At 60.8% G+C, this 25948-nt stretch carries 19 protein-coding genes and 1 pseudogene; 12 read left to right on the forward strand and 8 right to left on the reverse strand.

Annotation, left to right across the window (positions count from 1 at the left end):
* Positions 1-17: 17 nt before the first annotated feature.
* Positions 18-1022, reverse strand: a complete 1005-nt coding sequence (locus tag BM399_RS17965; RefSeq protein WP_092869065.1) for a ketopantoate reductase family protein — start codon at positions 1020-1022, stop codon at positions 18-20.
* Positions 1023-1182: 160 nt separating this feature from the next.
* Here BM399_RS17965 and oxlT point away from each other — a divergent pair, with 160 nt between their 5' ends.
* Complete coding sequence (oxlT, locus tag BM399_RS17970; protein ID WP_092869066.1) at positions 1183-2460, forward strand: oxalate/formate MFS antiporter; 1278 nt, start codon at positions 1183-1185, stop codon at positions 2458-2460.
* A gap of 94 nt (positions 2461-2554) precedes the next feature.
* On the opposite strand, the gene BM399_RS17975 is transcribed toward oxlT, so the two are convergent.
* Both BM399_RS17975 and ubiG read right to left on the reverse strand, forming a co-directional pair.
* Positions 2555-3214 carry a rhomboid family intramembrane serine protease gene (locus BM399_RS17975; RefSeq protein ID WP_092869204.1) on the reverse strand — a complete coding sequence of 220 codons (660 nt, stop codon included), beginning with the start codon at positions 3212-3214 and terminating at the stop codon, positions 2555-2557.
* A gap of 50 nt (positions 3215-3264) precedes the next feature.
* Complete coding sequence (gene ubiG / locus BM399_RS17980; RefSeq protein WP_092869067.1) at positions 3265-4047, reverse strand: bifunctional 2-polyprenyl-6-hydroxyphenol methylase/3-demethylubiquinol 3-O-methyltransferase UbiG; 783 nt, start codon at positions 4045-4047, stop codon at positions 3265-3267.
* 225 nt (positions 4048-4272) lie between these two features.
* On the opposite strand from ubiG, the gene BM399_RS17985 reads away from it, so the two are divergent.
* From BM399_RS17985 to BM399_RS18010, 6 genes are all read left to right on the forward strand, one after another.
* A complete protein-coding gene (locus BM399_RS17985; protein ID WP_092869205.1) occupies positions 4273-5535 on the forward strand; it encodes an aspartate kinase in 1263 nt (420 codons plus the stop codon).
* An 84-nt stretch (positions 5536-5619) separates the two neighbouring features.
* Positions 5620-7914 (forward strand): phosphoenolpyruvate--protein phosphotransferase, encoded by a 2295-nt coding sequence (gene ptsP / locus BM399_RS17990; protein WP_092869068.1) that lies wholly within the window; start codon positions 5620-5622, stop codon positions 7912-7914.
* A 100-nt stretch (positions 7915-8014) separates the two neighbouring features.
* Positions 8015-8884, forward strand: coding sequence for a helix-turn-helix domain-containing protein (locus BM399_RS21425; protein ID WP_244531337.1), 870 nt, complete (start codon positions 8015-8017; stop codon positions 8882-8884).
* Between the two features lie 108 nt (positions 8885-8992).
* A complete protein-coding gene (gene prfA, locus BM399_RS18000; protein WP_092869069.1) occupies positions 8993-10072 on the forward strand; it encodes a peptide chain release factor 1 in 1080 nt (359 codons plus the stop codon).
* A 1-nt stretch (position 10073) separates the two neighbouring features.
* Complete coding sequence (gene prmC, locus BM399_RS18005; RefSeq protein WP_092869070.1) at positions 10074-10955, forward strand: peptide chain release factor N(5)-glutamine methyltransferase; 882 nt, start codon at positions 10074-10076, stop codon at positions 10953-10955.
* Positions 10956-11474: 519 nt separating this feature from the next.
* On the forward strand, positions 11475-12482 hold the full coding sequence (locus BM399_RS18010) for a DUF4167 domain-containing protein (protein ID WP_244531338.1): 1008 nt from the start codon (positions 11475-11477) through the stop codon (positions 12480-12482).
* A 398-nt stretch (positions 12483-12880) separates the two neighbouring features.
* On the opposite strand, the gene BM399_RS18015 is transcribed toward BM399_RS18010, so the two are convergent.
* Positions 12881-13657: an MOSC domain-containing protein gene (locus tag BM399_RS18015; protein ID WP_092869071.1), complete on the reverse strand. Its 777-nt coding sequence runs from the start codon at positions 13655-13657 to the stop codon at positions 12881-12883.
* Between the two features lie 195 nt (positions 13658-13852).
* On the opposite strand from BM399_RS18015, the gene clpB reads away from it, so the two are divergent.
* Positions 13853-16447: an ATP-dependent chaperone ClpB gene (clpB, locus tag BM399_RS18020; RefSeq protein ID WP_092869072.1), complete on the forward strand. Its 2595-nt coding sequence runs from the start codon at positions 13853-13855 to the stop codon at positions 16445-16447.
* A gap of 112 nt (positions 16448-16559) precedes the next feature.
* Here the strand turns inward: clpB and mddA are convergent, their stop codons facing one another.
* A complete protein-coding gene (mddA, locus tag BM399_RS18025; RefSeq protein WP_425284103.1) occupies positions 16560-17279 on the reverse strand; it encodes a methanethiol S-methyltransferase in 720 nt (239 codons plus the stop codon).
* Positions 17280-17715: 436 nt separating this feature from the next.
* On the opposite strand from mddA, the gene BM399_RS18030 reads away from it, so the two are divergent.
* Together BM399_RS18030 and BM399_RS18035 are read left to right on the forward strand one after the other, a co-directional pair.
* Entirely contained in the window at positions 17716-18747 is a 1032-nt protein-coding gene (locus BM399_RS18030; protein WP_092869074.1) for an AraC family transcriptional regulator, read from the forward strand.
* A 252-nt stretch (positions 18748-18999) separates the two neighbouring features.
* Positions 19000-19416: a cupin domain-containing protein gene (locus tag BM399_RS18035; RefSeq protein WP_092869075.1), complete on the forward strand. Its 417-nt coding sequence runs from the start codon at positions 19000-19002 to the stop codon at positions 19414-19416.
* A gap of 109 nt (positions 19417-19525) precedes the next feature.
* Here the strand turns inward: BM399_RS18035 and BM399_RS18040 are convergent.
* Positions 19526-21010, reverse strand: a pseudogene (locus BM399_RS18040) (DUF1254 domain-containing protein).
* 304 nt (positions 21011-21314) lie between these two features.
* Here BM399_RS18040 and BM399_RS18045 point away from each other — a divergent pair.
* Positions 21315-22133, forward strand: a complete 819-nt coding sequence (locus BM399_RS18045) for a c-type cytochrome (RefSeq protein WP_177228203.1) — start codon at positions 21315-21317, stop codon at positions 22131-22133.
* A 139-nt stretch (positions 22134-22272) separates the two neighbouring features.
* Positions 22273-22701 carry a c-type cytochrome gene (locus tag BM399_RS18050; RefSeq protein WP_092869077.1) on the forward strand — a complete coding sequence of 143 codons (429 nt, stop codon included), beginning with the start codon at positions 22273-22275 and terminating at the stop codon, positions 22699-22701.
* Between the two features lie 90 nt (positions 22702-22791).
* Here the strand turns inward: BM399_RS18050 and BM399_RS18055 are convergent, their stop codons facing one another.
* Positions 22792-23046: a hypothetical protein gene (locus BM399_RS18055; RefSeq protein WP_092869207.1), complete on the reverse strand. Its 255-nt coding sequence runs from the start codon at positions 23044-23046 to the stop codon at positions 22792-22794.
* 218 nt (positions 23047-23264) lie between these two features.
* Positions 23265-25337 carry a M23 family metallopeptidase gene (locus tag BM399_RS18060; protein ID WP_244531340.1) on the reverse strand — a complete coding sequence of 691 codons (2073 nt, stop codon included), beginning with the start codon at positions 25335-25337 and terminating at the stop codon, positions 23265-23267.
* Positions 25338-25948: the final 611 nt, after the last annotated feature.

A 25948-nucleotide genomic window follows, 5' to 3' on the forward strand; every position in this document is an offset into this window, starting at 1 on the left:
TCGGGCTTTTTCAACTCTCAGGCTTTCTCGATTCGCAGGCGGCCGCCGTCCCGTGCCAGCGTGGCTGCGAGCAGCTTCACGCAGGCGTAGACCGTCTCGATCTGCGGGGTAGGGACGTTTGCGATCTGGCCCAGTTCGATGACGGAACCAATCAACGCATCGGCTTCGATGCCGCGGCCTGCCTCGATATCCTGAAGCATCGACGTCTTGTGCGGGCCGACAGCCTCGGCGCCAGCAATGCGTTTCTCCAACGGAATGCGGAAGCGAACGCCCAGAGCCTCGCCGACGGATTGGGCTTCGCGCATGAGGCGTGCGGCCGCGTCCCGGGTCGGCTGGAATTTGCAGATATCTTCAAGTGTAGCATGCGTGAGGGCGCTGATCGGATTGAAGCTCAGATTGCCCCAGAGCTTCGTCCAGATCTCGGCGCGGATATCACCCGCGACAGGCGCCTTGAAGCCCGCCTTCTGGAGCGCCTCGGAAATGCGCACGATGCGTTCAGTTTTGGAATTATCGATTTCGGCGATCGAGAAGCGGTTGCCTTCGATATGCTTAATAACGCCGGGTTCGGTTATCTCGGCTGCCGGATAAACGACGCTGCCGAGCACGCGCTCAGCCGGCAGGTTGTCGGCGATGATGCCGCCGGGATCGACACTTTCGAGGCGCCGGCCTTCGTGCGGCCCGCTGACGCGCAAAAAATACCACCAGGGAATTCCGTTCTGTGCGGTGAGCACGGCGGTGTCGCGACCATACATCGCGGGAAGATCGCGCACGACGGCTGCGACCTGATGCGCCTTCATGCCGAGGATAACCAAATCCTGTTCAGGCACCTCTGCGATCTTATCTGTCGCAGCGATGCGAGAGACATTTTCGCGGCCGTCCTCTTCGATCAGCTTCAGTCCATTCGCGCGGATCGCGGCAAGATGGGGCCCGCGAGCGATGACGGTGACCTCTTCGCCGGACTGCGCGAGGCGTGCGGCAAGCAGGCCCCCGATACCGCCTGCACCGACGACACAAATTTTCATTGAACCTGGTCCTTCACGTATTACGCAGCGCAGCAAAAAAACTTTGTTGCCGGTTCGCGTCAACGCTCCACTTGTCGAGCGCGATATTTCACGATTTATGTGCGGAGCGCTTTTAGTGCGAAATCAAAAAGAATTACAAGCCTGAGGGAAGGCCCACACTATGACTATTCAAGCGGAGTCGAGCGCTCCCGCCTCAAGTGTCTCCGCGGCGTCGTCGAAGCGCTGGCTGCAGCTGCTTCTTGGCGTCGTGTGCATGACGATGATCGCCAACCTGCAATACGGTTGGACGCTGTTCGTCAATCCGATGGCCACCAAGTTCGGTTGGGAGCTGGCGGCGATCCAATGGGCTTTCACGATCTTCGTTCTGACGGAGACGTGGCTCATACCATTCGAAGGCTACCTCGAAGACAAGTTCGGACCGCGGCCGCTCGTGCTGTTCGGCGGTATCATGGTCGGCATTTCGTGGGCGATGAACTCCTTTGCGGACTCGCTCATGATGCTCTACGTCGCACAAGCGATCGGCGGCGTCGGCGCGGGCGCGGTTTACGGCACATGCGTCGGAAACGCGCTCAAATGGTTTCCCGACCGGCGCGGGCTTGCGGCCGGTATAACGGCCGCGGGCTTCGGAATGGGGTCTGCACTGACGATCATTCCGATCTCGAAGGTCATTGCCGCCGACGGATATGAAGCGGCATTTCTCTATTTCGGAATTTTTCAATCCGTCGTCATCGTGATCGCTTCGTTTCTGCTCAGGTCGCCGTCGAAGGAAGTGCTCGCGGCTCGGCCAGTGACGCTCGTTTCGGCGCAGCGGTCATTCTCACCGGTGGAGATGCTGAAGTCGCCGATCTTCTGGGTCATGTATGCGATGTTCGTGATGATGGCGGCTGGTGGCTTGATGGCCACGGCGCAGCTCGCGCCCATTGCGAAAGACTTCAAGGTTGCGGACGTTCCGGTTTCGCTTCTCGGCATTACGCTGCCGGCGTTGACGTTTGCGCTCTCTCTCGATCGCATTCTCAACGGCGTGACGCGGCCGTTCTTCGGCTGGGTCTCGGACAAGATCGGACGTGAGCAGACGATGTTCATCGCCTTCGGTATCGAGGGCGTCGGCATTCTCGCGCTTGGCCACTACGGGCATGATCCGGTCATGTTCGTGCTGTTGACGGGTCTCGTGTTCTTCGCGTGGGGTGAAATCTACAGCCTCTTCCCGGCGACGTGCGGCGATACGTTCGGCTCGAAATTCGCGACGACGAACGCCGGTCTTCTCTACACGGCGAAGGGAACGGCCGCGCTACTCGTGCCGTTCTCCAGCATTCTGACGCAATCGACGGGAAGCTGGCACGCGGTGTTCTACGTGGCAGCGGCCATGAATATCCTGGCGGCTATTCTCGCGCTCTTGGTTTTGAAGCCGATGCGAGAGCGGGCTTTGCGGAAGCAGTGACGCGTCTCTGGTTTCAAATGCTTTGAAAGTTTCGAGCGAGCTGGAACCTGGTTCCGGCTCGTTCGCTTTTCTCGCGTCACGTTTCTCCGGCGCGTCACGCCGTTCGCGAGGGGCCGCCGCGCTTTCTGAACAGCAAGGCGATTAGGAAACCTGCGGCAAAGCCGCCGACGTGGGCCATGTATGCGATGCCACCGGTATCGGCTGTCTCGCCGGTCTCTGCCATGGAGCCGACGCCGCTGAAGAGCTGCAGGACGATCCAGAAGCCGATGACGACCACCGCCGGCATCGAGATGACCTGGCGAATGACGAGCACGTCCACGCGGGATTTTGGGAACATCAGAATGTAAGCGCCGAGCACGCCTGCAATGGCGCCGGAGGCGCCGACGTTCGGGATGTTTGAGCCTTCATTGAAGACATATTGGGCGAATGTCGCGGCGATGCCGGCGGTCAAATAGAAGGCGAGGTATTTTACCGGGCCGAGGTTGTCCTCGACGTTATCGCCGAAGATGTAGAGGTAGAGCATGTTGCCGAAGAGGTGCATCCAGCCGCCGTGCATGAACATGGCGGTGAAGATCGTCGGCCATTCCGTCGCCGGGCTTTGACTGAAGTGGCTTGGGATAAACGCCCACTTTTCGACGAACGCGTCGCCGGCGCTGAGTTCGACCAAAAAGAAAAGGACGTTGGCCACTATCAGGGCGTATGTGACGACGGGAGTGGTGCCTACGGTCGAGTCGTCGTCCCCGATTGGAAACATGGCCGTCCCCTCAAGAAGCTGCGCCGTGCTCAACGCTTTTACTTGCCCGATCAGGCCGAGTGGCGTTTCCGTGCCGACATCAGATAATTGACGCCGGTATCGGGGTTTCGCGTCCACACATCCTGCAGCGGATTGTACGTGATGCCTTCGAAGTGCGTGTCGGCCAATCCAGCCGCTCTGACATATTGCCCGAGCTCTTCGGGCGTGATGAAGCGGTCCCATTGATGAGTGCCGCGCGGCAGCCAGCCGAGAACATATTCAGCGCCGACAATGGCGAGGGCCCAGGCCTTTAGCGTCCGGTTGAGTGTCGAGAACACGGCGATGCCGCCGGGCGCGACCAAGGCCACGCATTCGGCGACGAACCTCGCGGGGTCCGGAACGTGCTCGACGACTTCGAGGCATGCGACGATATCGAACGAGCGGCGTTCGGCGACGAGGTCTTCGACGCGGGCTGCGCGGTAATCGATTGTGAGGCCCTGCGGTTCGGCGTGTGACTTGGCGATCGCGATATTGCGTTCCGAGGGGTCGATGGCGGTCACGGTTGCGCCCATGCGCGCCAGCGGCTCGGCGACGAGGCCGCCGCCGCAGCCGATGTCGATCGCCGTCAGGCCGGACAACGGCCTCAGGGCTTTGGCGTCGCGGCCGAACTGTGCGACGGCAGAATCGCGGATGAACGAGAGGCGCGGGGGGCCGATCTGGTGCAGGGGGCGGAATTTCCCTGTAGGGTTCCACCATTCGCTCGCGAGACGCGAAAAACGCTCAACCTCTTCGCTATCGAGCGTTTGGTCTCCAGCTCCAGATTTTGGAGCTCCAGATTGTTGCGGTGCGGTCATTATCCTCTCCGGTCTTGAGCCTTACTCGTGAGCCGGGCGCTCGTATTGTCAAGCGGTTGTCCGGTCCGGCCGGGTTTTGGCCTGCCGGGTCGTGGCGCCGGGCCCTGGGGCAGTTGCAGGGGGCCGCGCGAGCGGTTAAGAAGCGCCGGACTCAATCCAAATCTCATTACGCGTTTGGCCCCTATCCGGGTCCGAGCGGGTTTGCTCAAGGAAAGCGCTTCGCCGATGGCGACGGTAGTTATGAAATTTGGCGGTACCTCCGTCGCCAATATCGAACGGATTCAAAATGTCGCTCGCCACGTGAAGCGCGAGGTCGATGCCGGCAACAAGGTTGCCGTCGTCGTTTCGGCCATGTCCGGGGTGACGAACCAGCTCGTCGCCTGGGTCAAGGATGCGTCTCCCCTTTACGATGCCCGGGAATACGACGCCGTGGTTGCAACCGGCGAGCAAGTGACGGCCGGCCTTCTTGCGATCACGCTTCAGGGCATGGGCCTCAGGGCGCGCTCGTGGACCGGCTGGCAAGTGCCCATAAAGACGAATGCTGCGCACGGCACGGCGCGCATCACCGAAATTCCGGGCGCTCAGATCAAAAAGGCCATCGAGGGCGGCGAAATCGCGGTCGTTACCGGCTTCCAGGGAATTGAGCCGCTCGAGAAGCGGATTTCGACGCTCGGCCGCGGCGGCTCCGATACGAGCGCCGTTGCGATTGCCGTCGCGCTCGAAGCCGACGTATGCGACATCTATACCGACGTGGACGGCGTATATACGACGGACCCGCGCATCGTTCCGAAGGCGAGACGCCTAGCCAAGATCTCGTACGAAGAAATGCTCGAGATGGCGTCCCTCGGATCGAAGGTCTTGCAGACCCGCTCCGTCGAGCTGGCGATGGTCTACAAAGTCAGAACACGCGTTCTTTCGAGCTTTGTCGCGCCCGACGGCATGAAGGCCTTCAGCCCCGACAATATCGAAGATATCGGCACTATCGTATGCGATGAGGATGAGATCGTGGAACAGCAAGTCGTGAGCGGCATCGCGTATGCGAAGGACGAGGCCAAGGTTACCCTGCTCAAGGTCGACGATAAGCCGGGCGTCGCCGCACGGATCTTCGGGCCGCTCGCGGATGCGAACATCAACGTCGACATGATCGTCCAGAACGTCGGCGCCGACGGCAAGCATACGGACATGACGTTTACCGTTCAGGCGGCCGAGCTTACGCGCGCGATCGACGTCTTGAAGAAGGCGAAGGCCGACATCGGCCATTTCGACATCAAGAGCTCAGCTGACATCGTGAAAATTTCGGTCATCGGCGTCGGGATGCGCAGCCACGCGGGCGTCGCGGCGCAGATGTTCAAGGTGCTCTCGGAGAAGGGCATCAACATTCACGCCATTTCGACGTCCGAGATCAAAGTCAGTGTATTGATCGAAGCGGCGTATGCGGAGCTTGCCGTTCGCGCATTACATTCCGCCTACGGCCTCGACAACGATTAGACGGGCGCTCTTCCAAGCCCCGTCTCTTTGCGGATATGAAACAATCTGCGGCAGCAGTCTGCCGGCGGGACGGTTGGCAAGGTTATGATAGCGCGGCGCGACGATCCGAGACCCCTACCGAGCGAAACCTCGCTCCGGGTGATCATGCGCCATTTGCGCGAGATCATGGCCGATGGCGGCGAGGGGCAGGAGAAGCTCGACCGTATCGTCCGCCAGATCGCCGGCGTGATGGTCGCCGAGGTCTGCTCGATCTATCTCAAGCGTCAGGACGGCTCGCTCGAGCTTTTCGCGTCTGAAGGCCTCAATCCCGATTCTGTTCATACAACCCGTCTGAAGCGCGGCGAGGGCCTGGTCGGGCGCGCGTCGGAGCTCGGCGTGACGGTGAACGAGCCGGAGGCTTCGAACCATCCGGCGTTCTCCTACAGGCCGGAGACGGGCGAAGAGATTTATCACTCCCTCCTCGCCGTGCCGATTTCGCGGTCGGGGCAAGTTCTCGGCGTGCTCGTCATCCAGAACCGGACGCCGAGGGAATATTCCGACGAGGACGTCGAAGTGCTGCAGGCGACCGCGATGGTGATCGCGGAAAACCTCGTTTCAGGCGCGGTCGCGGGTACGGTCGCGTCCATCGAAGCATCGCGCTCGCAGCCGGGCGTGATCGAAGGTGAGCCGCTGTCGGACGGCATCGCGCTCGGTCATGTGGTGCTGCACGAGCCGCGCATCGTCGTCACGCAGCTGCTGGCGGAAAATCCCGCCATTGAAGTCGAGCGTCTCGATCTCGCTCTCGACAAGCTGCAAAAAAATATCGACGAAATGTTCGAGCAGGAGCACCTGTCGAACGTCGGCGAGCATCGCGATGTGCTCGAAGCCTATCGCATGTTCGCGCATGACAAGGGCTGGCATCGCCGTTTGCGCGAAGCTGTCGAAGGCGGCTTGACGGCGGAGGCGGCGGTCGAGCGCGTTCAAAACGCCATGCGCACGCGCATGCTGCGCCAGCACGATACATACTGGCGGGAGCGCCAGCGCGATCTCGACGATCTCTCCGACCGGCTGCTGCGCGTCCTTGCCGGGCGTCTCAAAAGTTCCGAGGACGACGGTGGGCTTCCGCCCGATACGATCCTCGTTGCTCGCACTATGGGACCTGCGGAGCTGCTCGATTACGATCGAAGCCGCCTGCGGGGGCTCGTTGTCGAAGACGGGTCGAGCCAGAGCCATGTCGCGGTTGTCGCGAAGGCGCTCGGCATCGCGGCAATTGGGCAGGCGACCGGCATCGTCGACCGGGTGTCCGCCGGAGACGCGGCGATCGTCGACGCGGTCACGGGCGAGGTTCACCTTCGGCCGACGGGCGAGCTCATTTCGGCATATTCCGACAAGGTGCGGTTCCGCGCGCGCCGGCAGAAGCGCTTTCAGTCGTTGCGCGACCGCCCGGCGATCACCAAGGACGGTGTTCCGATCGCCTTGATGATGAACGCCGGCCTTCTGGTCGACATGCCTCATCTCGATGAATCCGGCGCCGATGGGATCGGACTCTATCGTACCGAGCTGCAGTTCATGCTGTCCGAGTCGTTTCCACGCCTCGACCGGCAGACGCAGCTTTACCGTGCCGTGATCGACGAAGCGGGCGGCAAGCCCGTGGTATTCCGGACGCTCGACGTCGGCGGCGACAAGGTTCTTCCGTACCTTCGCCAGCCGAAGGAAGAAAATCCGGCCATGGGCTGGCGCGCAATCCGAATGGCGCTCGACCGGCCGGAGCTTTTCCGGCTTCAGATCCGCGCGCTGCTCAAGGCGGCGGCCGGGCGCGAGCTTCGCGTCATGATACCGATGGTGTCTGCGAGCTATGAACTCGGGGCCATCCGGGCGCTGATCGAGCGGGAAAAGGCGTTTCTGACCGAGCACGGGCATCCGCTGCCTGAAAAGGTGCTCGTCGGCGCCATGTTCGAAGTTCCGGCATTGCTGTTCGAGCTCGACGCATTTCTGACCCGGGTCGACTTCGTGTCGGTCGGGTCCAACGATCTGATGCAGTTCCTGTTTGCTTCGGACCGTACCAATGCCCGCGTCGCGAGCCGCTTCGACGTGCTGGCGCCCGCGCCACTCAGGGCACTCAGAACGCTCGTCACGGCGGCGAACAGCTACAACGTGCCGGTCACGCTCTGCGGCGAGATGGCGGGAAGCGCGCTCGAGGCGATGACGCTCATCGCGCTCGGCTTCCGGTCATTGTCGATGGCGCCGGCTTCCATCGGTCCGATCAAGGCGATGGTGCTGTCGCTCGATGCCACCAAGGCGAGCGCTTTCATCGACGGAGTTTTGAAAGAAGGTGCGAAAGACGTCCGCATGTCCTTGCAGCAATTCGCGGAAAAGGAGCGCGTCGCGATCGACGGTTAACGAACGTTGATCATTTTTGCGCTCGGGCTTTGACAAACAAGCATTTTTTAGCCAAGAGTATGCTTAACGTTGGGGGCCGGCGCGTGATGCCGGAATTTGTATGCGTCGTGGCTTTGAGCAGACCGTTCCGGTCGGGGGTTATGAGTATGCGCGGCCGGTCACGGCGCGCGTAGATTCGGCTCAACATCAGCAAATTGCTGAAAGCCGCGCTCTTATCGGGCAATTCTTCATCGATCTCAGACGGGCATTGCGGCTGACGCTGCCGCAGGCGGCGGAGTATCTGCAGGTTCGCCCGGAGGTGATCGAAGCGCTCGAGACGGGCCACGTCGAGTATTTGCCGGACTGGCCCGACACCTCAGCGATCGTCGTGACGTATACGTCCATGGCCGGCATCAATGGCCGCCCGGCGCTCAATGCTATCGGTCAGTTGATCTCGTATCTTTCCAGTTTCGCGCCCGTTCAGAGCCTGCCCGCCGCCAGCGAATATGCGCCGGTTCACGTTCCGGTGCAGGCCTATTCACCGCCGCCCCAGGCGCAGGGGCAGCCGTTTCCGCGCTCGCAACCCTTTCCGCGGTCGGAGCCACGCTCCCTACCGGGCAACCCGGCGAGCCCTCCGAGGGACAGACAACCCGGCCGGCAAGGCAGCGTACAGGCGGCCAACTTTATGCGCGCCGGTTCGGCGATTGCGAACGGCGCCAAGCGGCTGCCGCAAGAGGCGCTCAATCAGTTCCGGCGACGGCCGCAGCGGGCGCTTTACGCCGTGACGCTGCCGCTCGGCCTGATGCTCCTTATGTTGCATTCGTCTATTTTTGAAACCGTATCAAAGCCGTTCGGGTCGGCCGTGCGCTGGGCCAGCAGCTATTTTCAGGAACATTACGGCCCCATCCGGGACGGCATGCGCTATATCGAGGTCGACGATCCCCGGTCGCGGCGGGGGGACAAATTGCGGATTGGCGGCGGTTCGTATTAGATACGCGCTGGCTGATGCGCGACCCTCGCGCTCAGAGCGCCCCGCGGCTCTTTCGCGGCCTGTTATCAAAGCCCACATCTAAGCCCACCGGCGAAACCCAACGAACACATGTCAGCACTGCCGCGCGATAAACTCGACCGTCTTTCCGAACGCTGGATGGCCATTCAGGATCAGCTGAACCATGGCGTCTCGCAAGCCGACTACGTGAAGTTGACCAAGGAATTCTCGGAGCTGAGCCCGGTCGTGGCGCAGATCGACTCGCTGCGCAAAGCGGAGGCGGAGAACAAAGACCTCGAACAGCTCATTCGCGATCCGAGCGCCGACAAGGACATGGTCGATCTTGCGTATGCGGAGCGCGCGAGCCTCTCGGAGCGCATCACCGGGCTCGAGCAGCAGCTTCGCATCGCGCTGCTCCCCAAGGATGCCGCCGACGAGAAAAGCGCGATCCTTGAAGTCCGGGCAGGAACAGGCGGCGACGAGGCCGCGCTTTTTGCGGCGGATCTCTTCCGCATGTACACGCGCTATGCCGACCTCAAGGGCTGGAAGACGGAAATCATTTCAGCGTCTGAGAACGATCTCGGCGGCTACAAGGAAATCATCGCCTCGATCACGGGGCAGGGCGTGTTTGCGCGGCTCAAGTTCGAGTCCGGGGTGCATCGGGTGCAGCGGGTTCCGGCGACGGAAGCGAGCGGGCGCATTCATACGTCGGCCGCCACCGTGGCGATCATGCCGGAGGCCGAAGACATCGACGTCGACATCAAGCCGGAAGACATCCGCATCGATACGATGCGGGCAGGCGGCGCGGGCGGTCAGCACGTCAACAAGACGGAAAGCGCCGTCCGCATGACGCATTTGCCGACGGGGATCGTTGTCGTGTCGGCGGAAAAATCGCAGCATCAGAACCGCCGCCTGGCAATGGCCGTTCTCAAGGCGCGCGTTTACGAACTCGAACGCGAGAAGGCTGCCAACGAACGGTCCGACGCACGCAAATCGCAAGTCGGTTCGGGCGATCGTTCGCAGCGGATCAGGACCTACAATTTTCCGCAGGGCCGGGTCACCGATCACCGGATCAACCTGACGCTCTACAATCTCGATGAGATCATTGCGGGCGGTGGACTCGATGCCTTGATCGACGCGCTCGTGACCGATCATCAGGCGACGATGCTTGCGGAACTGAGTGCGGCGTAACATGCCGGCTTCCCTTCGCCTGCGGCCGGAGCAGACCGTCGCCGATGCTTTGGCGGCAATGACGCGGGCGTTCACCGAGGAAGGGCTCGAAAGCCCACAACGCGACGCGCGTTTTCTGCTGCAGGGATTGCTCGGGATCGATGGCGCGCAGCTGCTTTCGGCATCCTCGCGGCCCTTGGGAACTGCGGCCGAGATCGTCAGCGACGGCGTCAATCGCAGGCTCGCGCACGAGCCCGTTTCGCGGATTCTCGGGCGACGCGAATTCTATGGCCGGATGTTCACCGTGACGCCGGACGTTCTCGATCCGAGGCCCGATACCGAGGCCGTCATCGATCTCGCCCTCGACATCATAAGGTCGAGTGGGCTTTCGGGGCGGCCGCTTAGAATTGCCGACGTCGGTACGGGCTCGGGCATTCTCATTTCGACGCTGCTGGCCGAGCTTCCCGATGCGACGGGCGTGGCGACAGATGTCAGTTTAGCCGCACTCGATGTCGCCCGGGGAAATGCCGAGAGATTGGGCGTTGCCGGCCGAATCGCGTTCGTTGCGACATCAGGTCTCGCCGGTTGCGCTGGTCCGTTCGACCTCCTCGTCTCAAACCCTCCCTATATAAGCGGAGCAGAGATTGCTGGCCTTGAGCGGGAAGTGAAGGATTTCGATCCGCTTCTGGCTTTGGATGGCGGGGTAGACGGATTAGACGTTTACCGTGAGATCGCCCGTAACGCCTTGGAATTGCAGTGCCCGCTAAGGGTCATTCTCGAGGTTGGCTCGACCCAAGCGGATGCCGTGGAAAGCCTGTTCAAGGCTGTCGGCGCGCGGCCCATCGGCCGGCGTCTCGATCTCGGGGGACATACCCGAGCTGTTGCTATGGAGATACATCTCTAACCTAACCGATCATTTCTATTTGCGGAAACGCGTTTCCGGGGTAATATCGGCAGTGAAGAGTTTGATCGGATGCGCCCGGAGCTGACGTGCCGCTGAAGCGGCGATAAACCCGGCCTTCCCATCTCAGATCATCAGCGCAAACTTTCTCGGACGCCTTGGTCCGTTGAGTGTAGAGCGTCGAGCTTCTTTACTCGGCGCGTGTGCTGACAAAAGCTCCTTTGAGAACGGCTCTAGTATCTTTTGCAGGGTTGATGAACGGGATTACTGCGATTTTGCCCAAGGCAAGGCAGTGGGGCAAGAGCCGGGACTGAGGTCCGTGGGGCAGTGGTGGCTTTAGAATCGAATTATTGAATTGGATCGGAGGATCCATGGCGCCGCATACCGATCAGCGTGCGCCGGTGGCAACGTATCAACAAGCATGAACGGGAGCCCATGAGGCAAGGTCAACAGAACCGTCGCGGTCGCGGTCGAAACAACAACAATAATAATAACAATAACCGCAAATCGCAAAATCCCCTGATGCGCAGTTTCGAGAGCTCGGGGCCCGATGTGAAAATCCGCGGCACGCCCTCGCATATCGCCGAGAAGTACATAACGCTTGCGCGTGACGCGCTGTCGTCGGGCGATCCGGTGCTGGCTGAGAATTACCTGCAGCACGCGGAACACTACAATCGCATCATCCTCAGCTATCGCGAACAGATGGCGCAGCAGGGCGGTGTTGACCCCATAGGTAACGGGGCCGCCCGCACGCATTCGCTCGCGGGCCCTGAGGGTTCGGACGGCGATGAGTTCGGTGACGAGGAAGGCGACGAGTTCGCCGCTCAGCAGGCGCTTGGTGGCCAGGGAGGGCAGCAGCCCGATCTGCAGCAGCCGCAGTTCCCGCAGCAGCAGCCGCGCAACTTCGACAATCAGAACCGCTTTGAGAACCGGCAGCCGCGTCACGAGCGCTTCAACAACAATCGCAACGATAATCGCGGCGATCGGGGCGACCAACAGCGGTACGACCGGAACGATCGCAACGATCGAAACGACCGGCAAGAATTCCGCGGGGATCGCTACGAACGCGGCGACAACCGCTACCGCGACGACCGGCGTCCGCATGGCGGCGAAGGCAATCACAATCAGGGCGAGGGCGGTTTCCGCCGCCGTGAACGTTATCAGGGCCCGAACGGCAATCCCAACGGCGGTGATCGCGACGGCGCCAATGGTTTCCCGCAGCCGGTCGTTGGCGCGCCGCAGCCTGTCGCCGAGCGGGCAGAACGTCCGGAACGAGCTGAACGTCCCGAGCGCGCAGAGCGTCCGGAACGGGTAGAACGCGCGGAACGTCCTGAGCGGGCGGAGCGTCCTGAACGCGCTGAACGTCCCGAACGGGCAGAGCGTTCTCCGCCAGCGGCCGCTCCGGCCTCCATCGAGCAGGAGCAGCCGGCATTCCTTCGCCGTCCGGTTCGCCGTCCGCGCCGTGAGGAGCCCGCCGAGGCTCCGGTTGCGCCGCCGGCTGCTGCGAACGCAAACGACGACCAGGAATAAGCGCAATCATCAGCGTGTACATTTTTTCGCCGGTCACGGTCTCCGTGGCCGGCGAATTTTTTTGTGCGGTTGAGCTGGGGTGAGTTCGGCCGAGCGGTCCTGGGTCCCGGCTCTCCGCTGTGCTTCGGCCGGGATGACAAGAGTAGGGGCCACGAAGATTGTCATCCCGGGCGAGCGACCTTGCGAGACCCGGGATCCACCTTCGCCGGGATGATGGTGTTGGAAGTCCGCGGGCACACGCCAACGCAATGTCATCCTCGGACTTGTCCCGAGGATCCATCAAACAGCAAGCGCGCGTTGAACCATGGATCCTCGGCCTGAAGCCGAGGATGACAGTGAGGTGGTTTTCGCCTGGGTCCCGGTTCTGCGCTGCGCTTCGGCCGGGATGACAATAAGAGTCAGCCGGTGATTTCGAAGTCGTCGCCGGTCTGGACGTGGCCGCCGTCAACGACGCGCGCGTAAACGCCGAAATCGCAGTGTCCGAGTGTCTTTGACAGAAACGATGGGATTTTTAAATCGCGGACGCCGGTCTCGGGATCGACGTTGGTCGCGGCGCAGCGCTCGGTGCGCTTGAAAACCTGAAGCACCGTGCCGCTTCCGGTACGAAGTTTTTTGCCGACGAGATCGAGTTCGCTCCAAGGCGCGAGGCCGCCGATCACGAGATTGGGGCGGAAGCGGCGGACATCGACGGTGGCGCCGAGCATCTCGCCGAGCGCTTCGACGCTTTCTCGATTGACGATGTGCACGCACTTCGCCGCGACGTCTGAAAAGCTGTGGCCGGGGCTCGAGACGATCCGCGGCGGGCCCCGAAGGCCGGAGGTGACGACCCGCGCTATGGCGTCTTCGATCCGGCGGCGGCCGTCTTCTGTGAGCAGGTCGCCGCGGGCGATTTCGATGCCAGCCTTGACCATAGCGAGGGTCGACGTCCTGTCGTCAAATTCCGTGCGGAGCGTTGCCAGTTCCTCGTTCTTCATCAGCATGACGAAGTGGATCTTCGAGAGATGGCGCGGGTTTTCCGGATCGAAGGGTCCGGGTCCATTTTCGATCGCGTACGCACGGTCGAAGGGCAAAGTCTGCATGGGGGTCAAAGGAACGCTTTCGAGCGGTTCCGGCATCAAACCCTTAACCGGGTAGCGATAAAGAGCTTCAATCCTTGCGGGACCAACCTTTGCCATGCCGCGAATTTTCCCTCGGTTTTGCCTTCGGAGCCCCTTTTTCCGGCGCCGCCCGCGCCTATATCGCGTTGATCATACGGGGCGGTGGGGATGCCTACCATTGGGACTTTGTCCGCACCTGGATGATAAATATCAAATCGCATGGCATTCTTTCCGGGCCTTATGGGGTGGTGAGAATGCGCTGGAGAACGCGACATGAATTTTGAACGGTACACGGACCGCGCCAAGGGCTTCGTTCAGGCAGCCCAGTCGCTGGCGCTTCGCGAAAATCATCAACAGGTCACCCCCTCTCATCTCTTGAAAGTGTTGCTTGACGACCCGGAGGGTCTCGCAAGCGGCCTCATTCAGCGGTCGGCCGGAGATTCGCGGAAGGCGCTGCGCGAGGTCGAGGCGGATCTTGCCAAAAAGCCGAAGGTGACCGGCGGTTCCGGCCAGGTCTACGTTTCGCCGGAGATGGCGCGGCTTTTCGATTCCGCCGAGAAGCTTGCCGACAAGGCGAGCGACAAGTTCGTCACGGCCGAGCGGCTGCTGCTTGCGCTGGCCGCCGACACTTCCACCGACGCGGGCAAGATCCTGCGCGACGCGGGCGTCACGGCGGACAAGCTCAACGGTGCGATCAACGACATCCGCAAGGGCCGCACGGCCGACACGGCGTCTGCCGAACAGGCTTATGATGCCTTGAAGCGCTATTCGCGCGACCTGACCGAAGCGGCTGCGACCGGCAAGCTCGATCCCGTCATCGGACGCGACGAAGAGATCCGCCGCACCATCCAGGTGCTGTCGCGGCGCACGAAGAACAATCCCGTTCTGATCGGTGAACCCGGCGTTGGCAAAACGGCGATTGCCGAAGGCTTGGCGCAGCGCATCGTCAAGGGCGACGTGCCCGAGAGCTTGAAGAACAAGCGGCTGCTCTCGCTCGACATGGGCGCGCTGATTGCAGGCGCCAAATATCGCGGCGAGTTCGAGGAGCGTTTGAAAGCCGTTCTGTCCGAGGTCGAGGCCGAAGGCGGCAACATCATTCTGTTCATCGATGAACTGCACACCATCGTCGGCGCCGGCAAGACCGAGGGGTCGATGGACGCCGGGAACCTGTTGAAGCCGGCGCTCGCGCGCGGTGAATTGCACTGCGTCGGTGCGACCACGCTCGAAGAGTATCGCAAGCACATCGAGAAGGACGCTGCCTTGGCGCGGCGCTTTCAGCCGATCTTCGTCACGGAGCCGACGGTCGAGGATACGATCTCGATCCTGCGCGGCTTGAAGGAGAAGTACGAGCTGCATCACGGCGTGCGCATCACCGATAGCGCGCTGGTCGCTGCAGCAACGCTGTCGAACCGCTACATCACGGACCGCTTCTTGCCCGACAAGGCGATCGACCTCGTCGACGAAGCTTCGTCGCGTCTCCGGATGCAGGTCGATTCCAAGCCCGAGGAACTCGATGCGATCGATCGCGATCTGATGCAGCTGCTGATCGAACGCGAAGCGCTGAAAAAGGAAACCGATGCGGCTTCGAAGGACCGTCTCGGCCGCATCGAAAAGCAAATCGCGGATCTCGAGGAAAAATCGAAGGCGATGACGCAGCGCTGGGAGGCCGAGAAGAAGAAGCTCGGTTCGGCGCAGAAGATCAAGGAGGAACTCGATAACCTGCGGAACGCGCTCGAGCAGGCGCAGCGCAAGGGCGACCTGGCGCGCGCGGGCGAGCTTCGCTACGGGCGGATCCCCGAGCTCGAGAAGAAGCTGCAGGAAGTCGAAAGCCAAGAAGGAAAGGGCGCGCTCGTCGAAGAGGCGGTGACGCCGGATCAGATCGCGGCCGTCGTGTCGCGCTGGACGGGCGTGCCGGTCGACAAGATGCTCGAAGGCGAGCGCGAGAAGCTTCTCAAGATGGAGGATGCTCTCTCGAAGCGCGTCATCGGACAGCGGGAAGCCGTCGTCGCCGTGTCGACTGCCGTTCGCCGTGCCCGCGCCGGGCTGCAAGACCCGAACCGGCCGATCGGTTCGTTCATGTTCTTAGGCCCGACCGGCGTCGGTAAAACGGAGTTGACGAAGGCGCTCGCCGGATACCTCTTCGACGACGACACCGCGCTCATCCGCATCGACATGTCGGAGTACATGGAGAAGCATTCGGTCGCGCGCTTGATCGGCGCGCCTCCGGGCTACGTCGGTTACGAAGAAGGTGGCGCGCTGACGGAAGCCGTGCGCCGGCGGCCGTATCAGATCATCCTCTTCGACGAGATCGAGAAGGCGCATCCGGATGTGTTCAACGTGCTGCTGCAGGTGCTCGACGACGGGCGCCTGACGGACGGTCAGGGCCGCACGGTCGACTTCAAGAACACACTGATCGTGCTGACGTCGAACATCGGTGCGGAATATCTCGTCAACCAGAAGGAGGGCGAGGACACCGAAGCCGTGCGCGAAGAGGTGATGGCGGAAGTCCGGACGAAGTTCAGGCCCGAGTTCCTGAACCGTCTCGACGACATCATCCTGTTCCACCGCTTGCAGCGGAGCGAGATGACCAAGATCGTCGACATCCAGATCGCGCGTCTGCAGAAGCTCTTGAGCGATCGCAAGATCAGAATAGAGCTCGACGAGCAAGCCAAGACGTGGATCGCCAACCGCGGCTACGATCCGGCGTATGGCGCGCGGCCGCTGAAGCGCGTCATCCAGCGCAACGTGCAGGACCCGCTCGCCGAGAAGATCCTGGCGGGCGACGTGAAGGACGGCGACACGGTGCAGGTGTCAGTCCGCGACGGCGAGCTGACGATCAACGGGTTGCGCGCGAAGGAAATAGCTTGATTGAAGTTTCGGACGCGATGCGGTGAGCATCGCGTCCGGTTCTTAGCCGTTGCAGAAGTCCGGTTTTCGGGACGGGCGCGACGGCAAAAATGCTGAATGGCGGCCAGATCGATTACACTGACTTTCGCCACGGGATCAGCATCGGCACGCGGTCCTTATAGCGGCGGTATTCTTCGCCGAAGAGATCGATCAAATCGCGCTCTTCCAGCGCTATGCCAACTAAGATGTATGCGGTCATCCCAGCCGCGAACAACAGGTGGCCGACGGTCATGGTCGGTGCTGCCCAGAAGGCGACGATCAGACCGAGGTAGAGCGGGTGCCGCACGACCTTGTAGAACAGCGGGGTCAGAAAATGTGGCGCCGGTGTGGGCCGGCCGGCGAGATTGCTGGTCACTTGATGCAGTCCGAACAACTCGAAGTGGTTGATCAAGAATGTGCTGGTCAGCGCGAACAGCCAACCTGCGAGCGATAAGCCTGTCACCACCGCTGCGATCCGCGGATCTCCAATCTCCCAGACTACTGCCGGAATTGGCTGCCACTGCCAGAGCAGCAGGGCAAGCGCCAAGCTGGCCAACAGCACATAGGTGCTGCGTTCGATCGATTTCGGTACGAATTGCGTCCACCATCGTTTGAACTGCGGGCGCGCCATGACGCTATGCTGGATGGCGAACAATGCCAAAAGCGCAATGTTAGTGCCGATTGCTTCGGCCAGCGGGGTCGCGTCGCCTGTATCGATCGTCTTTGGCACCAGGAGTCCGTCAACAAAGCCGATGGCGTAAAGAAAAGTGACGGAAAATATGGCGTAGGCGGCGATTCCGTAAAGGAAAGAGATTGCCCTACCAAGGACGCCGCTCTTGCTGGAAAATGTGGTGTGCTCTTCCGATTTTTGCGCGAGCACGTCGTGAGACTCAATCATCAATTGCTCCTTCTACTTCGCATCAGTTGCATCATTCAGGTAGTGGGCTTGCCTCTGCCGGGTCGGTCCCCGGATGACCGCGTCTCGACAGTCCTCTTCGTTGCCAGCCTTGGATAATTTGGCGCCAGCGGCTTCGATTCCGGCCATGTTTGCCCATGCGCCCGGGCGGCAAATGAGATAAAGATCCATGATGTTCGCTCCTATCTTGGAGGCGATCGCGACGTCGGTTTCCTAAGGAACATTGGGGCGGACGCGAATGACTAGGCGTCCGCGATGCATGACGCGGCGTCGGAAATCTCGGCTTTTTGATAGGGCGTCTTGGTAAGATGCCCGGGCGTCTGGCGGAGATAGAATGGCAGCTGACGCGCTATCTGATGTCTTGAAGACGGTTCGGCTTACCGGCGGGACGTTCTTTGACGTTATCGCGGCGGCTCCTTGGGCGGCCGAGTCGCCGCCGCGAGAAATGATCCTGCCGAAAATCTTGCCGGGTGCCGCGCATCTGATCGCGTATCATGTGATCGTCGAAGGTCGTTGCTTTGCAAATATCGTCGGCGAGGAGCCGATCGCGATCGAAGCTGGCGAAGTCATAGTCTTCACCAAGAGCGATCCGCATATCCTATCGAGTAGTCCCGGCATGCGGGCCAATCGCGGCGCGCTCGACGCGCTCGATGCTGCGGCGGCCGGCCAATTGCCGTTCCTCATCAACTACGGCGGCGACGGGCCGGTCTCGGCTAAGATCGTCTGCGGTTACCTCGCGTGCGACGCCCAGCCATTCAATCCGCTTCTCGAAAACCTCCCGCCGGTCATCAAGGTCAGGGCCAAGCAGGGTGACGATGCAAACTGGCTCAGTCAGTTTATCCGCGTGGCCATGCTCGAGTCGGCGAACAAACGCGCCGGCGCAGAAAGCGTGTTGGCCAAACTGAGTGAGTTGATGTTCATCGAGGTGGTTCGCCGGCACCTGGAGACTCTCTCGCCGGAGCAGGCGGGATGGCTTGCGGGTCTGCGCGACCCGTTTGTCGGCAAGGCCTTGTCGCTGATGCACGCGAGGCCAGCGCGGAACTGGACAATTGGGGAGTTGGCCAAAGACGTAGGGGCCTCGCGCTCGGTGCTGGCGGAACGCTTCGCCGACCTCGTCGGCGTGCCACCCATGTACTATCTCGCGAAATGGCGGATGCAGATAGCTTCGGGGCTTCTGAGCGGTGGTAACACCAATATTGCAGGCGTTGCTGCCGAAGTCGGTTACGGTTCCGAGGCAGCCTTCAGCCGCGCTTTCAAGAAGATGGTGGGGATTCCACCATCGGCCTGGCGGCACCGTCTCGATGACAACGGATCGCCGCGAACCGCCGGGCCGCTTTCCCCTGATCCTCAGAGTCAGAGATCATAGCATCGGGCCTGCCGCGCGACACGCATCAAAAGGGATGCGCGGTGCAATGAGCATCGCGTCCGATTTTGATCCTTCAGAGCATTCGAGAAGGCCCCAATTTTCGCGAATGTGGATTGTGAGGAAGCCGCCGGCTACGTTTAATGCCGTTTAACATTCGACGGGGCATTCTGGACGCAGTTTGAGGTCCACATATTTCCTCACTTGCGTTCGAGCCCATTCAAGGCCGGTCGCCGACATTGGAGCGTACCCGACATGAAACGTATCCTCTGTTCGCTGCTTGTCGCTACCCTGCCGCTCGGCAGCGTCCTTGCGGATGCGCCGAAGTCGAAGAACGCGAAGGTGACCCTCGTCTACCAGCACGAGCTGCCGAATGTCCCCGGCAAGAGTATTAAGGGCGTGCTCGTCGAATATGGGCCGGGAGGTTACTCGCCCAGCCACACGCATCCGAAATCCGCTTTCATCTACGCTACCGTTCTTGAGGGGGCGATCCGGAGTCAGGTCAACGACGGACCAGTGACGATCTACAAGGCCGGACAGAACTTTTCCGAGCTGCCTGGAGACCGTCACGGCGTCAGCGCCAATGCCAGCGAGACACAGCCGGCCAAGCTACTCGCGGTGTTCGTAGTGGACACGAAAGAAACGGAACTGACTACCCCATTTGGGAAGTGAGCGAGAACCCGATTTGCCGCGGAACTTTGCTCGTGTCCGCTTCTGGCCCTTCGCCGAGCTTCCACATTTGAAAGGGAGCGCCCCTCGAGCGAAGGGCGCTCTTATGACCTCACTGTGCTGGTACCGGTGCGATAGCTGCACTTCGCACCACGGCCGGCGGGTTCCATTTGCCGGTCAGCGCATCGGATTTCGGAGCGTAGAGGCGCATCGTCAGATTGAATGGCCCTTTCGGTGCAGGCAGCCAGTTCGCTTCCTTATCGGCGCCGGGACTCTCGTTCTGAAAATAGAGATCGAGTGAGCCATCCGCGTTGAACTTGAAGGGCATCCAGCTGCTCACCGCGAAGCGATTTAGACTATTGGCGACCTGGAACCCTTCTTCGTCATAGAGGGTGATCGACCAGAAGGCGTCGACCGGCGGTATCGCGGTCTTGTCAAAATGGATTGAGTATCTGTTGGCGCCGTCGAGAGGCTTCCCTGTGTTGTCTGCAAGGTTTGCCGGATAAATCGCGTCCTCGGGCAGGTTGGCGCCGAGGCCATATTGCGTGACCAATGCACGCTTCAGATAGTAATTGCCGTAGACGCCCATCGTATCGGTATTCATCGATCAGCCGTTGGCGACGCGTGCGAGTGTCGGGAGCTTCCATTTGAGGAGCTGCTGTGCGTCCTGCGGAGCCGTTTCGAGAGCCTTTTGGACGGCCGGATCCAATTTGGTGATGTCGAAGCTCTTGCCGGGTTCAATGCCGATCCGGCGCATCTGCGCGATGATCGGTTGGTCCGTAATGTGCGGAGGATGCAGCTTCAAAAGTTCGGCGGCATAAGCAAAGAATTTGCCGGCAGGCATTGTGTCGACGAGGGTTTTGGGCGGCGTCTTCACATCGACGCTCGGATCAATCTTGGCTTCGACCGGCACCGGCGTTTTGCCCCATTCGGATAGCGGCGTGATCTTGTAGCCTGCCTGGATCGCGTGGACCGCATCATAGTCAGCCGGGCCATCCGTCTTCGTGCGTCCGATAATCCAGACGTAAGGCGTTGGGGCATCAATAAGCTCTGTATCTTTGGGCAGCCCGAAGTCGTCAATCATCTTCGCTTTCAGATCGGGCTTCCAGCCCGGCGGCACGAGAACAAAGTTACCGGCTTCAGTTCCGGTGGTTCGCCAGCCGGGTGACGCAAAGACATCCGTCCACATGTCGAGCATCGGTAAGAGGTAGTATCGCCCATGCGTATCGGGCACCGAGACAACTACAGGCTCTTTCGTAAGATCGAGCCAGGCGCTCGAATAGAGCGTATCGAAATTGGGGCGGACGACGGCCCGCATGTCCGCAGCCGGATAGGCGTCTATGTTGGCGAAGGTATTCATCGGAGCACCGATCGATCCCTTGCCGGGCGGCGTATTGATCAGCTGCTTCCGGGTCAAATCCATCGTCACGGGGGAATAGAAATAAAGGTAGGCATTGACGGCGATGTCGTGCGCTTCCTGCGAGTCGGTGGTCTGAGCACTGACTGCCGTCGATTGGCCGACCACTATGGCAAAGGACGAAATGGAGATGAGGGCGCTAATAAGTACGCCTCTTCCTCGCGCTGAAAACGCTGGCATGGCATAGTCTCCTGCCCTCGCAATACCCCACGCCCGATATGCACATTACGGTTTTCCTACTATGGCGCTAGGCACATATTGCAGCCGACGAGGAAACCGGTTTTTGGTCCGTAGCGAACGATCGAAAAATTATCTCTATCCGCATGCTGCATAATCTCCCGCTTTTCGTGCCGCCATCATCGTGTGCCGACGGAGGCCGGCACCCAGAGGGGCTGATATTTTGTGGCCGTTAACGCTTGGGAGGTTAGTTGATAGGTCCTACTAGCTGCGTGGGGGGCCAATGAGCAGACGAAATGCCGGGGGAATGGTGCTGCTCGTTGGGTTAGCGGCGGGGCTTATTGGAATTGGTGGCGGATACATCCTATGGGGATGGCCGCCTAACTGGTACGCAGCCCGTGATGTCTTCAGGCTTCCGGCAACTCCTGAAAACCAATTGATCCAGTATGGATGGCAGCTCGTTACGGAGACCCCGCGTTTAATCGGCAAGAGTGCCTCGGATCCGGCACTGCGATACGCGGGCAATGATCTGGCTTGCACGCAATGCCATTTGAAAGCAGGCGGCAAACCTTTTGCGGCACCTTTCATTTCGACGTTCGCGTCATTTCCGATGATGGCGAATGATGAAGTTCTGACTCTCACGGAACGCATCAATGGCTGCATGACGCGCAGCATGAATGGCCAGCCGCTGCCTGAAAGCGGACGCGAGATGGATGCCCTCATCGCTTACATGCGATTTATCGGAAAAGACTCTCCGGAAGGTGTGCGGATCGCCGGGATGGGATTGCTGCCGCTGGCGCCGCCACAACAGAAGCCAGACCGTGAGCGCGGTGAGAAAATTTTCTCCGGTTCATGCGCCAGCTGTCACGGCACGAACGGTCAGGGCCAACGTAGGTTGCCGCCGGAGGTTGGTTTTTCGGTGCCGCCGCTGTGGGGCGCGGATTCATTCAATTCAGAAGCGGGCATGAGTCATATGGAGACCGCCGCGGGCTTCATCCGAGCCAACATGCCCTACCTAACGACTGACTATCGCAACCCGTCTTTGAGCGAGCAGGAGGCGTGGGACGTAGCGGCTTACATTACATCGCAGCCGCGGCCGTCCAAGCCTTCAGAACAACCTCATTAGCAGAAGCAGGTCCGCGAACGGCTCGAAGCGATAGTCGCTGCGGGTGACTTGTCGGATTTGTAAACATTTCGAGAGGAACACTGCTTATTCTTCGGCGTTCGTCATTGGTCGAAGCATCTCAACCTTTCCTCCAGGTCGCATGAAAAAAATCTCCCTTCAGGCCGGCGTCGTTCTCGTCGCCGCAGCAGCAACTCTTTATTGCCTCGGCACGACCGCGGCAGTTCTCGCTCAAAGCAACCCCTCCAATGATGATCTCGAGCTGGCCTTCAACGGCCATTGCCGCGAGTGTCACGCGTTCGATAAGGGCGATAATCGATTGGGTCCGACGCTTTATGGCGTGGTCGGCCGGAAGGCGGGGACCGTTCCGGGCTTTGACTATTCCGACTCGCTCAAGGGGTCGGGCATCACTTGGGACGAGAAAACGCTCGACCAGTGGATCACCAATCCGAATGCGGTCGTGCCGGGGAACAACATGGGCGCGATCTTCAGCGGCCTGGCGGACGCGGGCGAGCGCGCGAAGATCATCGCCTTCCTCAAGCAGGATACGAAGACCGGCAACAAGATGTGAGAGTCTTTGGTTGCAATCGGCGACTGCGCTTCGCGCAGCCGGCCGCCGATTGCGTTTGCTGTTGCGCTGCCGCCGATCGCGGAAGATTGATTAGTTGCGCGGGCGATCGCGATCGCGGTTGTAACGCGCGCGGTGGTAGCAGCGCTTCGCGCCGATCTTGCACGCGATGCTCGGACCGGCGGTGTAGCCGATGACGCCGCCTGCGACGAGGCCGACTGGACCAAATACAACAGCGCCTGCGAGGCCGCCCAACGCTGCGTCGGTCACGCGTTCATATGCGTTGGCTGCGGCCGGTCCGAGGACAATGCCTGCGGCGACGACAAGACAGGCTGCAAAGGCCTTCATGGTTCTTCCCTCCGTGGTTTCGTCCCCCGAGGACGTCGTTGAGACCCAGATCGCATCATCGGCGATTCGAAATTTGATGACGACCCCGAGCTTTCCATCAGAGCATTCACAAATCGTTTCCAAGAATCTTGATTGCAGCCGCAATCGCGCGGGATCGCGTCTTATTCTCGATATTGCGAAAACCGACGTCGTGCGACCGGAGAGTTCCGGTGCGGATGCTACTTGTTCGCGGTCATCACTGGCGCGCGGCGCATGAGCTCTTCGATGCGTGCGCGCTCTTTCTGGAATTCGGCAAGATCCTTGCCGTCGAGCTTTCTTTCGCGCGGCACCTGAATCGACATCGGATCGACGAAGCGGTTGTTGACGAGCACCTCGAAGTGCACGTGCGGACCTGACGACAAACCTGTCGATCCGACGAAGCCGATGACCTGGCCCTGGCGGACTTTCATGCCGGGGGTCACGCTTCCGAAGCGGCTCATGTGGCCGTAAGCGGTCTGATAACCGTTGGCGTGACGAATGCGGATGTAATTGCCGTAGTAGCCCTTGTGTCCGACTTCCTCGATCGTTCCGTTGCCTGCGGCAATGATCGGGGTGCCCTGCGCGCAGGCCCAGTCGACGCCGGTGTGCATTTTCCGCGAGTTGAGCAGCGGGTGGAAACGGACGCCGAAGCCGGACGTGAGCCGCACGTCGTCGCCGCGAACGGGCTTGCGGACGAGGAATTTTTTCGAGTTGTTGCCGTCCTGATCGTAGTAGTCGATGACGCCATCGGCCGAGCGGAAGCGATAGAATTTGTAGACAGCGCCGCCGCTCGAGATTGCCGTGTAGAGAAGTTCGCCGGGATTGCCCTCGGTCGATTGATCGTCCTTCATGTCGAAGAACATCTCGAGCGCATCGCCCGGGCGCACGCGGCGGCGGAAGTCCGTATCGAAGGCATTGATGCTCAACACCTTCGAGATGGTCTCGGCTGGCAGACTTTGATTGAGGCCCGCGAAATAGACGCTGGCATAGAGGCTGACGTTCTGCGGGTCGTCGCCGTCGCTGTTGGCGATGTGCTGAAGCTCGTCGTTGAATGGCGGCTGCGAAGAGCCGACGAATTCGCCGGCGGCGCTGCGACTGACGGTGACGAGATGGTCGTGGCCATCGGAGAATATCGAGTAGCGAGCCGGCTCCATCTTGCGCGGATCGGAGAGCGAGGGAATGAGTGTTATGCGCACTTCCTGGCCCGGCACGAGAGCGTTCTCGGAAAAGATCGCGTGGCCAGCCTCGATCATGCTGTGCACGTCCCAATCGGGAGCGCCGGCTTTGGCGAGGATTTTTGCGAGCGTGTCCTGCGGACCGACCTTCACGACGACGACTTGTCCGCCTTCGAGGTCGTCGGAAGGCTCGTCGGGGGCTTCGGTCGACTTGAAGATGTCGGTCGTGTTGAGATTGTCAGACGTTGCAGCCTTTGGCTGCCAGGAGTCCGTTCCTTGCGCGGGTATCGCGGGACCGGAAGCTGCTACGCCATCGAGAGGGGCTCCGGAGCCATCTCCAACGGTCGCGCCGGCGGCTCCTGCTTCTACGCCGCGCTCGACGATGTCCTGAACTTCCTGGGCATCGAGTTCCTGTCCGTCCTCCTCGGGCAGAATGCCGCCCAGAAGCTCGACGACCTTGGTCGAGACGTCCGATCGCGACAGACCGCTTCCTGCATTGTCGTCGGCGTCCTCTCCGCGTTCGGAGGGCTGGCCGCTGCCGTAGAGTTTGAACGGGTTGAAGGCCGGTATCTTTTCTTTCTGGTCCGCGGGAACCGGAGCGAGGCGGGCGACGATGCGAGCGTAAGGCTTCTGGCGAACGTACTCGCGGCTATCGCGGCGGCTCTTCGAGGACTCGTGGATGATATAGCGGGTCGAGAGTGCGCCGGTCGTGAGTTGGAGGCGGTCTGATTTCGGGGTGACCCACTTGAGGCCGCCGGCATTTTTCGGTGTGAGAGCGATTTGAGGTACGAGCGCTCCTTCGCCGAGGCTTTTCAATGCCGGGAGGAGGCCGTCGTTCGTGCGGTCGCCATCGTCGGAAGATCCGTAGACGACGATAAGAATGGCGATGGCGCCGATCGTGGCTGCAAGGCAGGTGCTCAGGATCCAGCGAAAGCGGCCGCCTGCCGGGCGTTCCGCGTGACTTTCGGTTTCGTAGATGTGTTGGAAAAAACTACCGCCGCGACCCGCGTAGGCATTTGTCGGAAAAAGGCGCGTGTCGTCGTCGGGTGCAAAAGCCCCCTCGGTCGCGGCCGAAATCTTCTTCCGACTCTGAAGCACGCTCAGCAGGTCCCCCACAGCCCCGCGAGGCCTCTCTTACAAGCATTTTAGCGGAGAACCCCCCGCTTCGGGGCCGAAGACCTCGAAACGTGGCCAGACCACGCCTTTACCGCCCGTTGAGACGACCAGCCCCCGATACCGTCACCAAGCGGAAAGCCCGTGACGGCGCAGCGACGTACACCCGACACACGTTTGTGTAACAATCGGGGCGTGGTCAAGGCAGGGTCCTGAAAGAGACGTTGGTGACGTCTACCATGGGGCTTCCATGGGGCACTCCCAGGTTACGGCGGAAAACCGGGGCGCCGAAGTCATTAGAGGGGGCGTGGATAGCGGTTTCAACCCCGTCATCCTTAAGGCCGACGCTGAAATCAGTGCTGAGTCGGCCGAGGCCAGATCAGAAAAGGGGCGCGACACAGACCAATTTCAGACGCTGACGCCACGAATTATTTTCGGAACAAGCCACTGAAAAACATGACGTTTTCTCGGTAAACGGCTTTCTTTGAAGATTTTTTAAAACGGGTGTTGACACCGAAGTCGGTATGTTGTTTAAACAGCCTCGTTGGCGGGCCACACGGCCTCGCCGCCCTCGCAGGGCATTGAACTCTCGAAAC

The organism is Hyphomicrobium facile, assembly GCF_900116175.1.
Taxonomy (GTDB): domain Bacteria; phylum Pseudomonadota; class Alphaproteobacteria; order Rhizobiales; family Hyphomicrobiaceae; genus Hyphomicrobium_B; species Hyphomicrobium_B facile.

Coding starts and splice junctions, on each gene's coding strand:
- BM399_RS17965 (WP_092869065.1), bottom strand. CDS start 1,022: ATGAAAATTTGTGTCGTCGGTGCAGGCGGTATCGGGGGCCTGCTTGCC.
- oxlT (WP_092869066.1), top strand. CDS start 1,183: ATGACTATTCAAGCGGAGTCGAGCGCTCCCGCCTCAAGTGTCTCCGCG.
- BM399_RS17975 (WP_092869204.1), bottom strand. CDS start 3,214: ATGTTTCCAATCGGGGACGACGACTCGACCGTAGGCACCACTCCCGTC.
- ubiG (WP_092869067.1), bottom strand. CDS start 4,047: ATGACCGCACCGCAACAATCTGGAGCTCCAAAATCTGGAGCTGGAGAC.
- BM399_RS17985 (WP_092869205.1), top strand. CDS start 4,273: ATGGCGACGGTAGTTATGAAATTTGGCGGTACCTCCGTCGCCAATATC.
- ptsP (WP_092869068.1), top strand. CDS start 5,620: ATGATAGCGCGGCGCGACGATCCGAGACCCCTACCGAGCGAAACCTCG.
- BM399_RS21425 (WP_244531337.1), top strand. CDS start 8,015: ATGCGTCGTGGCTTTGAGCAGACCGTTCCGGTCGGGGGTTATGAGTAT.
- prfA (WP_092869069.1), top strand. CDS start 8,993: ATGTCAGCACTGCCGCGCGATAAACTCGACCGTCTTTCCGAACGCTGG.
- prmC (WP_092869070.1), top strand. CDS start 10,074: ATGCCGGCTTCCCTTCGCCTGCGGCCGGAGCAGACCGTCGCCGATGCT.
- BM399_RS18010 (WP_244531338.1), top strand. CDS start 11,475: ATGCGCAGTTTCGAGAGCTCGGGGCCCGATGTGAAAATCCGCGGCACG.
- BM399_RS18015 (WP_092869071.1), bottom strand. CDS start 13,657: ATGGCAAAGGTTGGTCCCGCAAGGATTGAAGCTCTTTATCGCTACCCG.
- clpB (WP_092869072.1), top strand. CDS start 13,853: ATGAATTTTGAACGGTACACGGACCGCGCCAAGGGCTTCGTTCAGGCA.
- BM399_RS18030 (WP_092869074.1), top strand. CDS start 17,716: ATGGCAGCTGACGCGCTATCTGATGTCTTGAAGACGGTTCGGCTTACC.
- BM399_RS18035 (WP_092869075.1), top strand. CDS start 19,000: ATGAAACGTATCCTCTGTTCGCTGCTTGTCGCTACCCTGCCGCTCGGC.
- BM399_RS18045 (WP_177228203.1), top strand. CDS start 21,315: ATGGTGCTGCTCGTTGGGTTAGCGGCGGGGCTTATTGGAATTGGTGGC.
- BM399_RS18050 (WP_092869077.1), top strand. CDS start 22,273: ATGAAAAAAATCTCCCTTCAGGCCGGCGTCGTTCTCGTCGCCGCAGCA.
- BM399_RS18055 (WP_092869207.1), bottom strand. CDS start 23,046: ATGAAGGCCTTTGCAGCCTGTCTTGTCGTCGCCGCAGGCATTGTCCTC.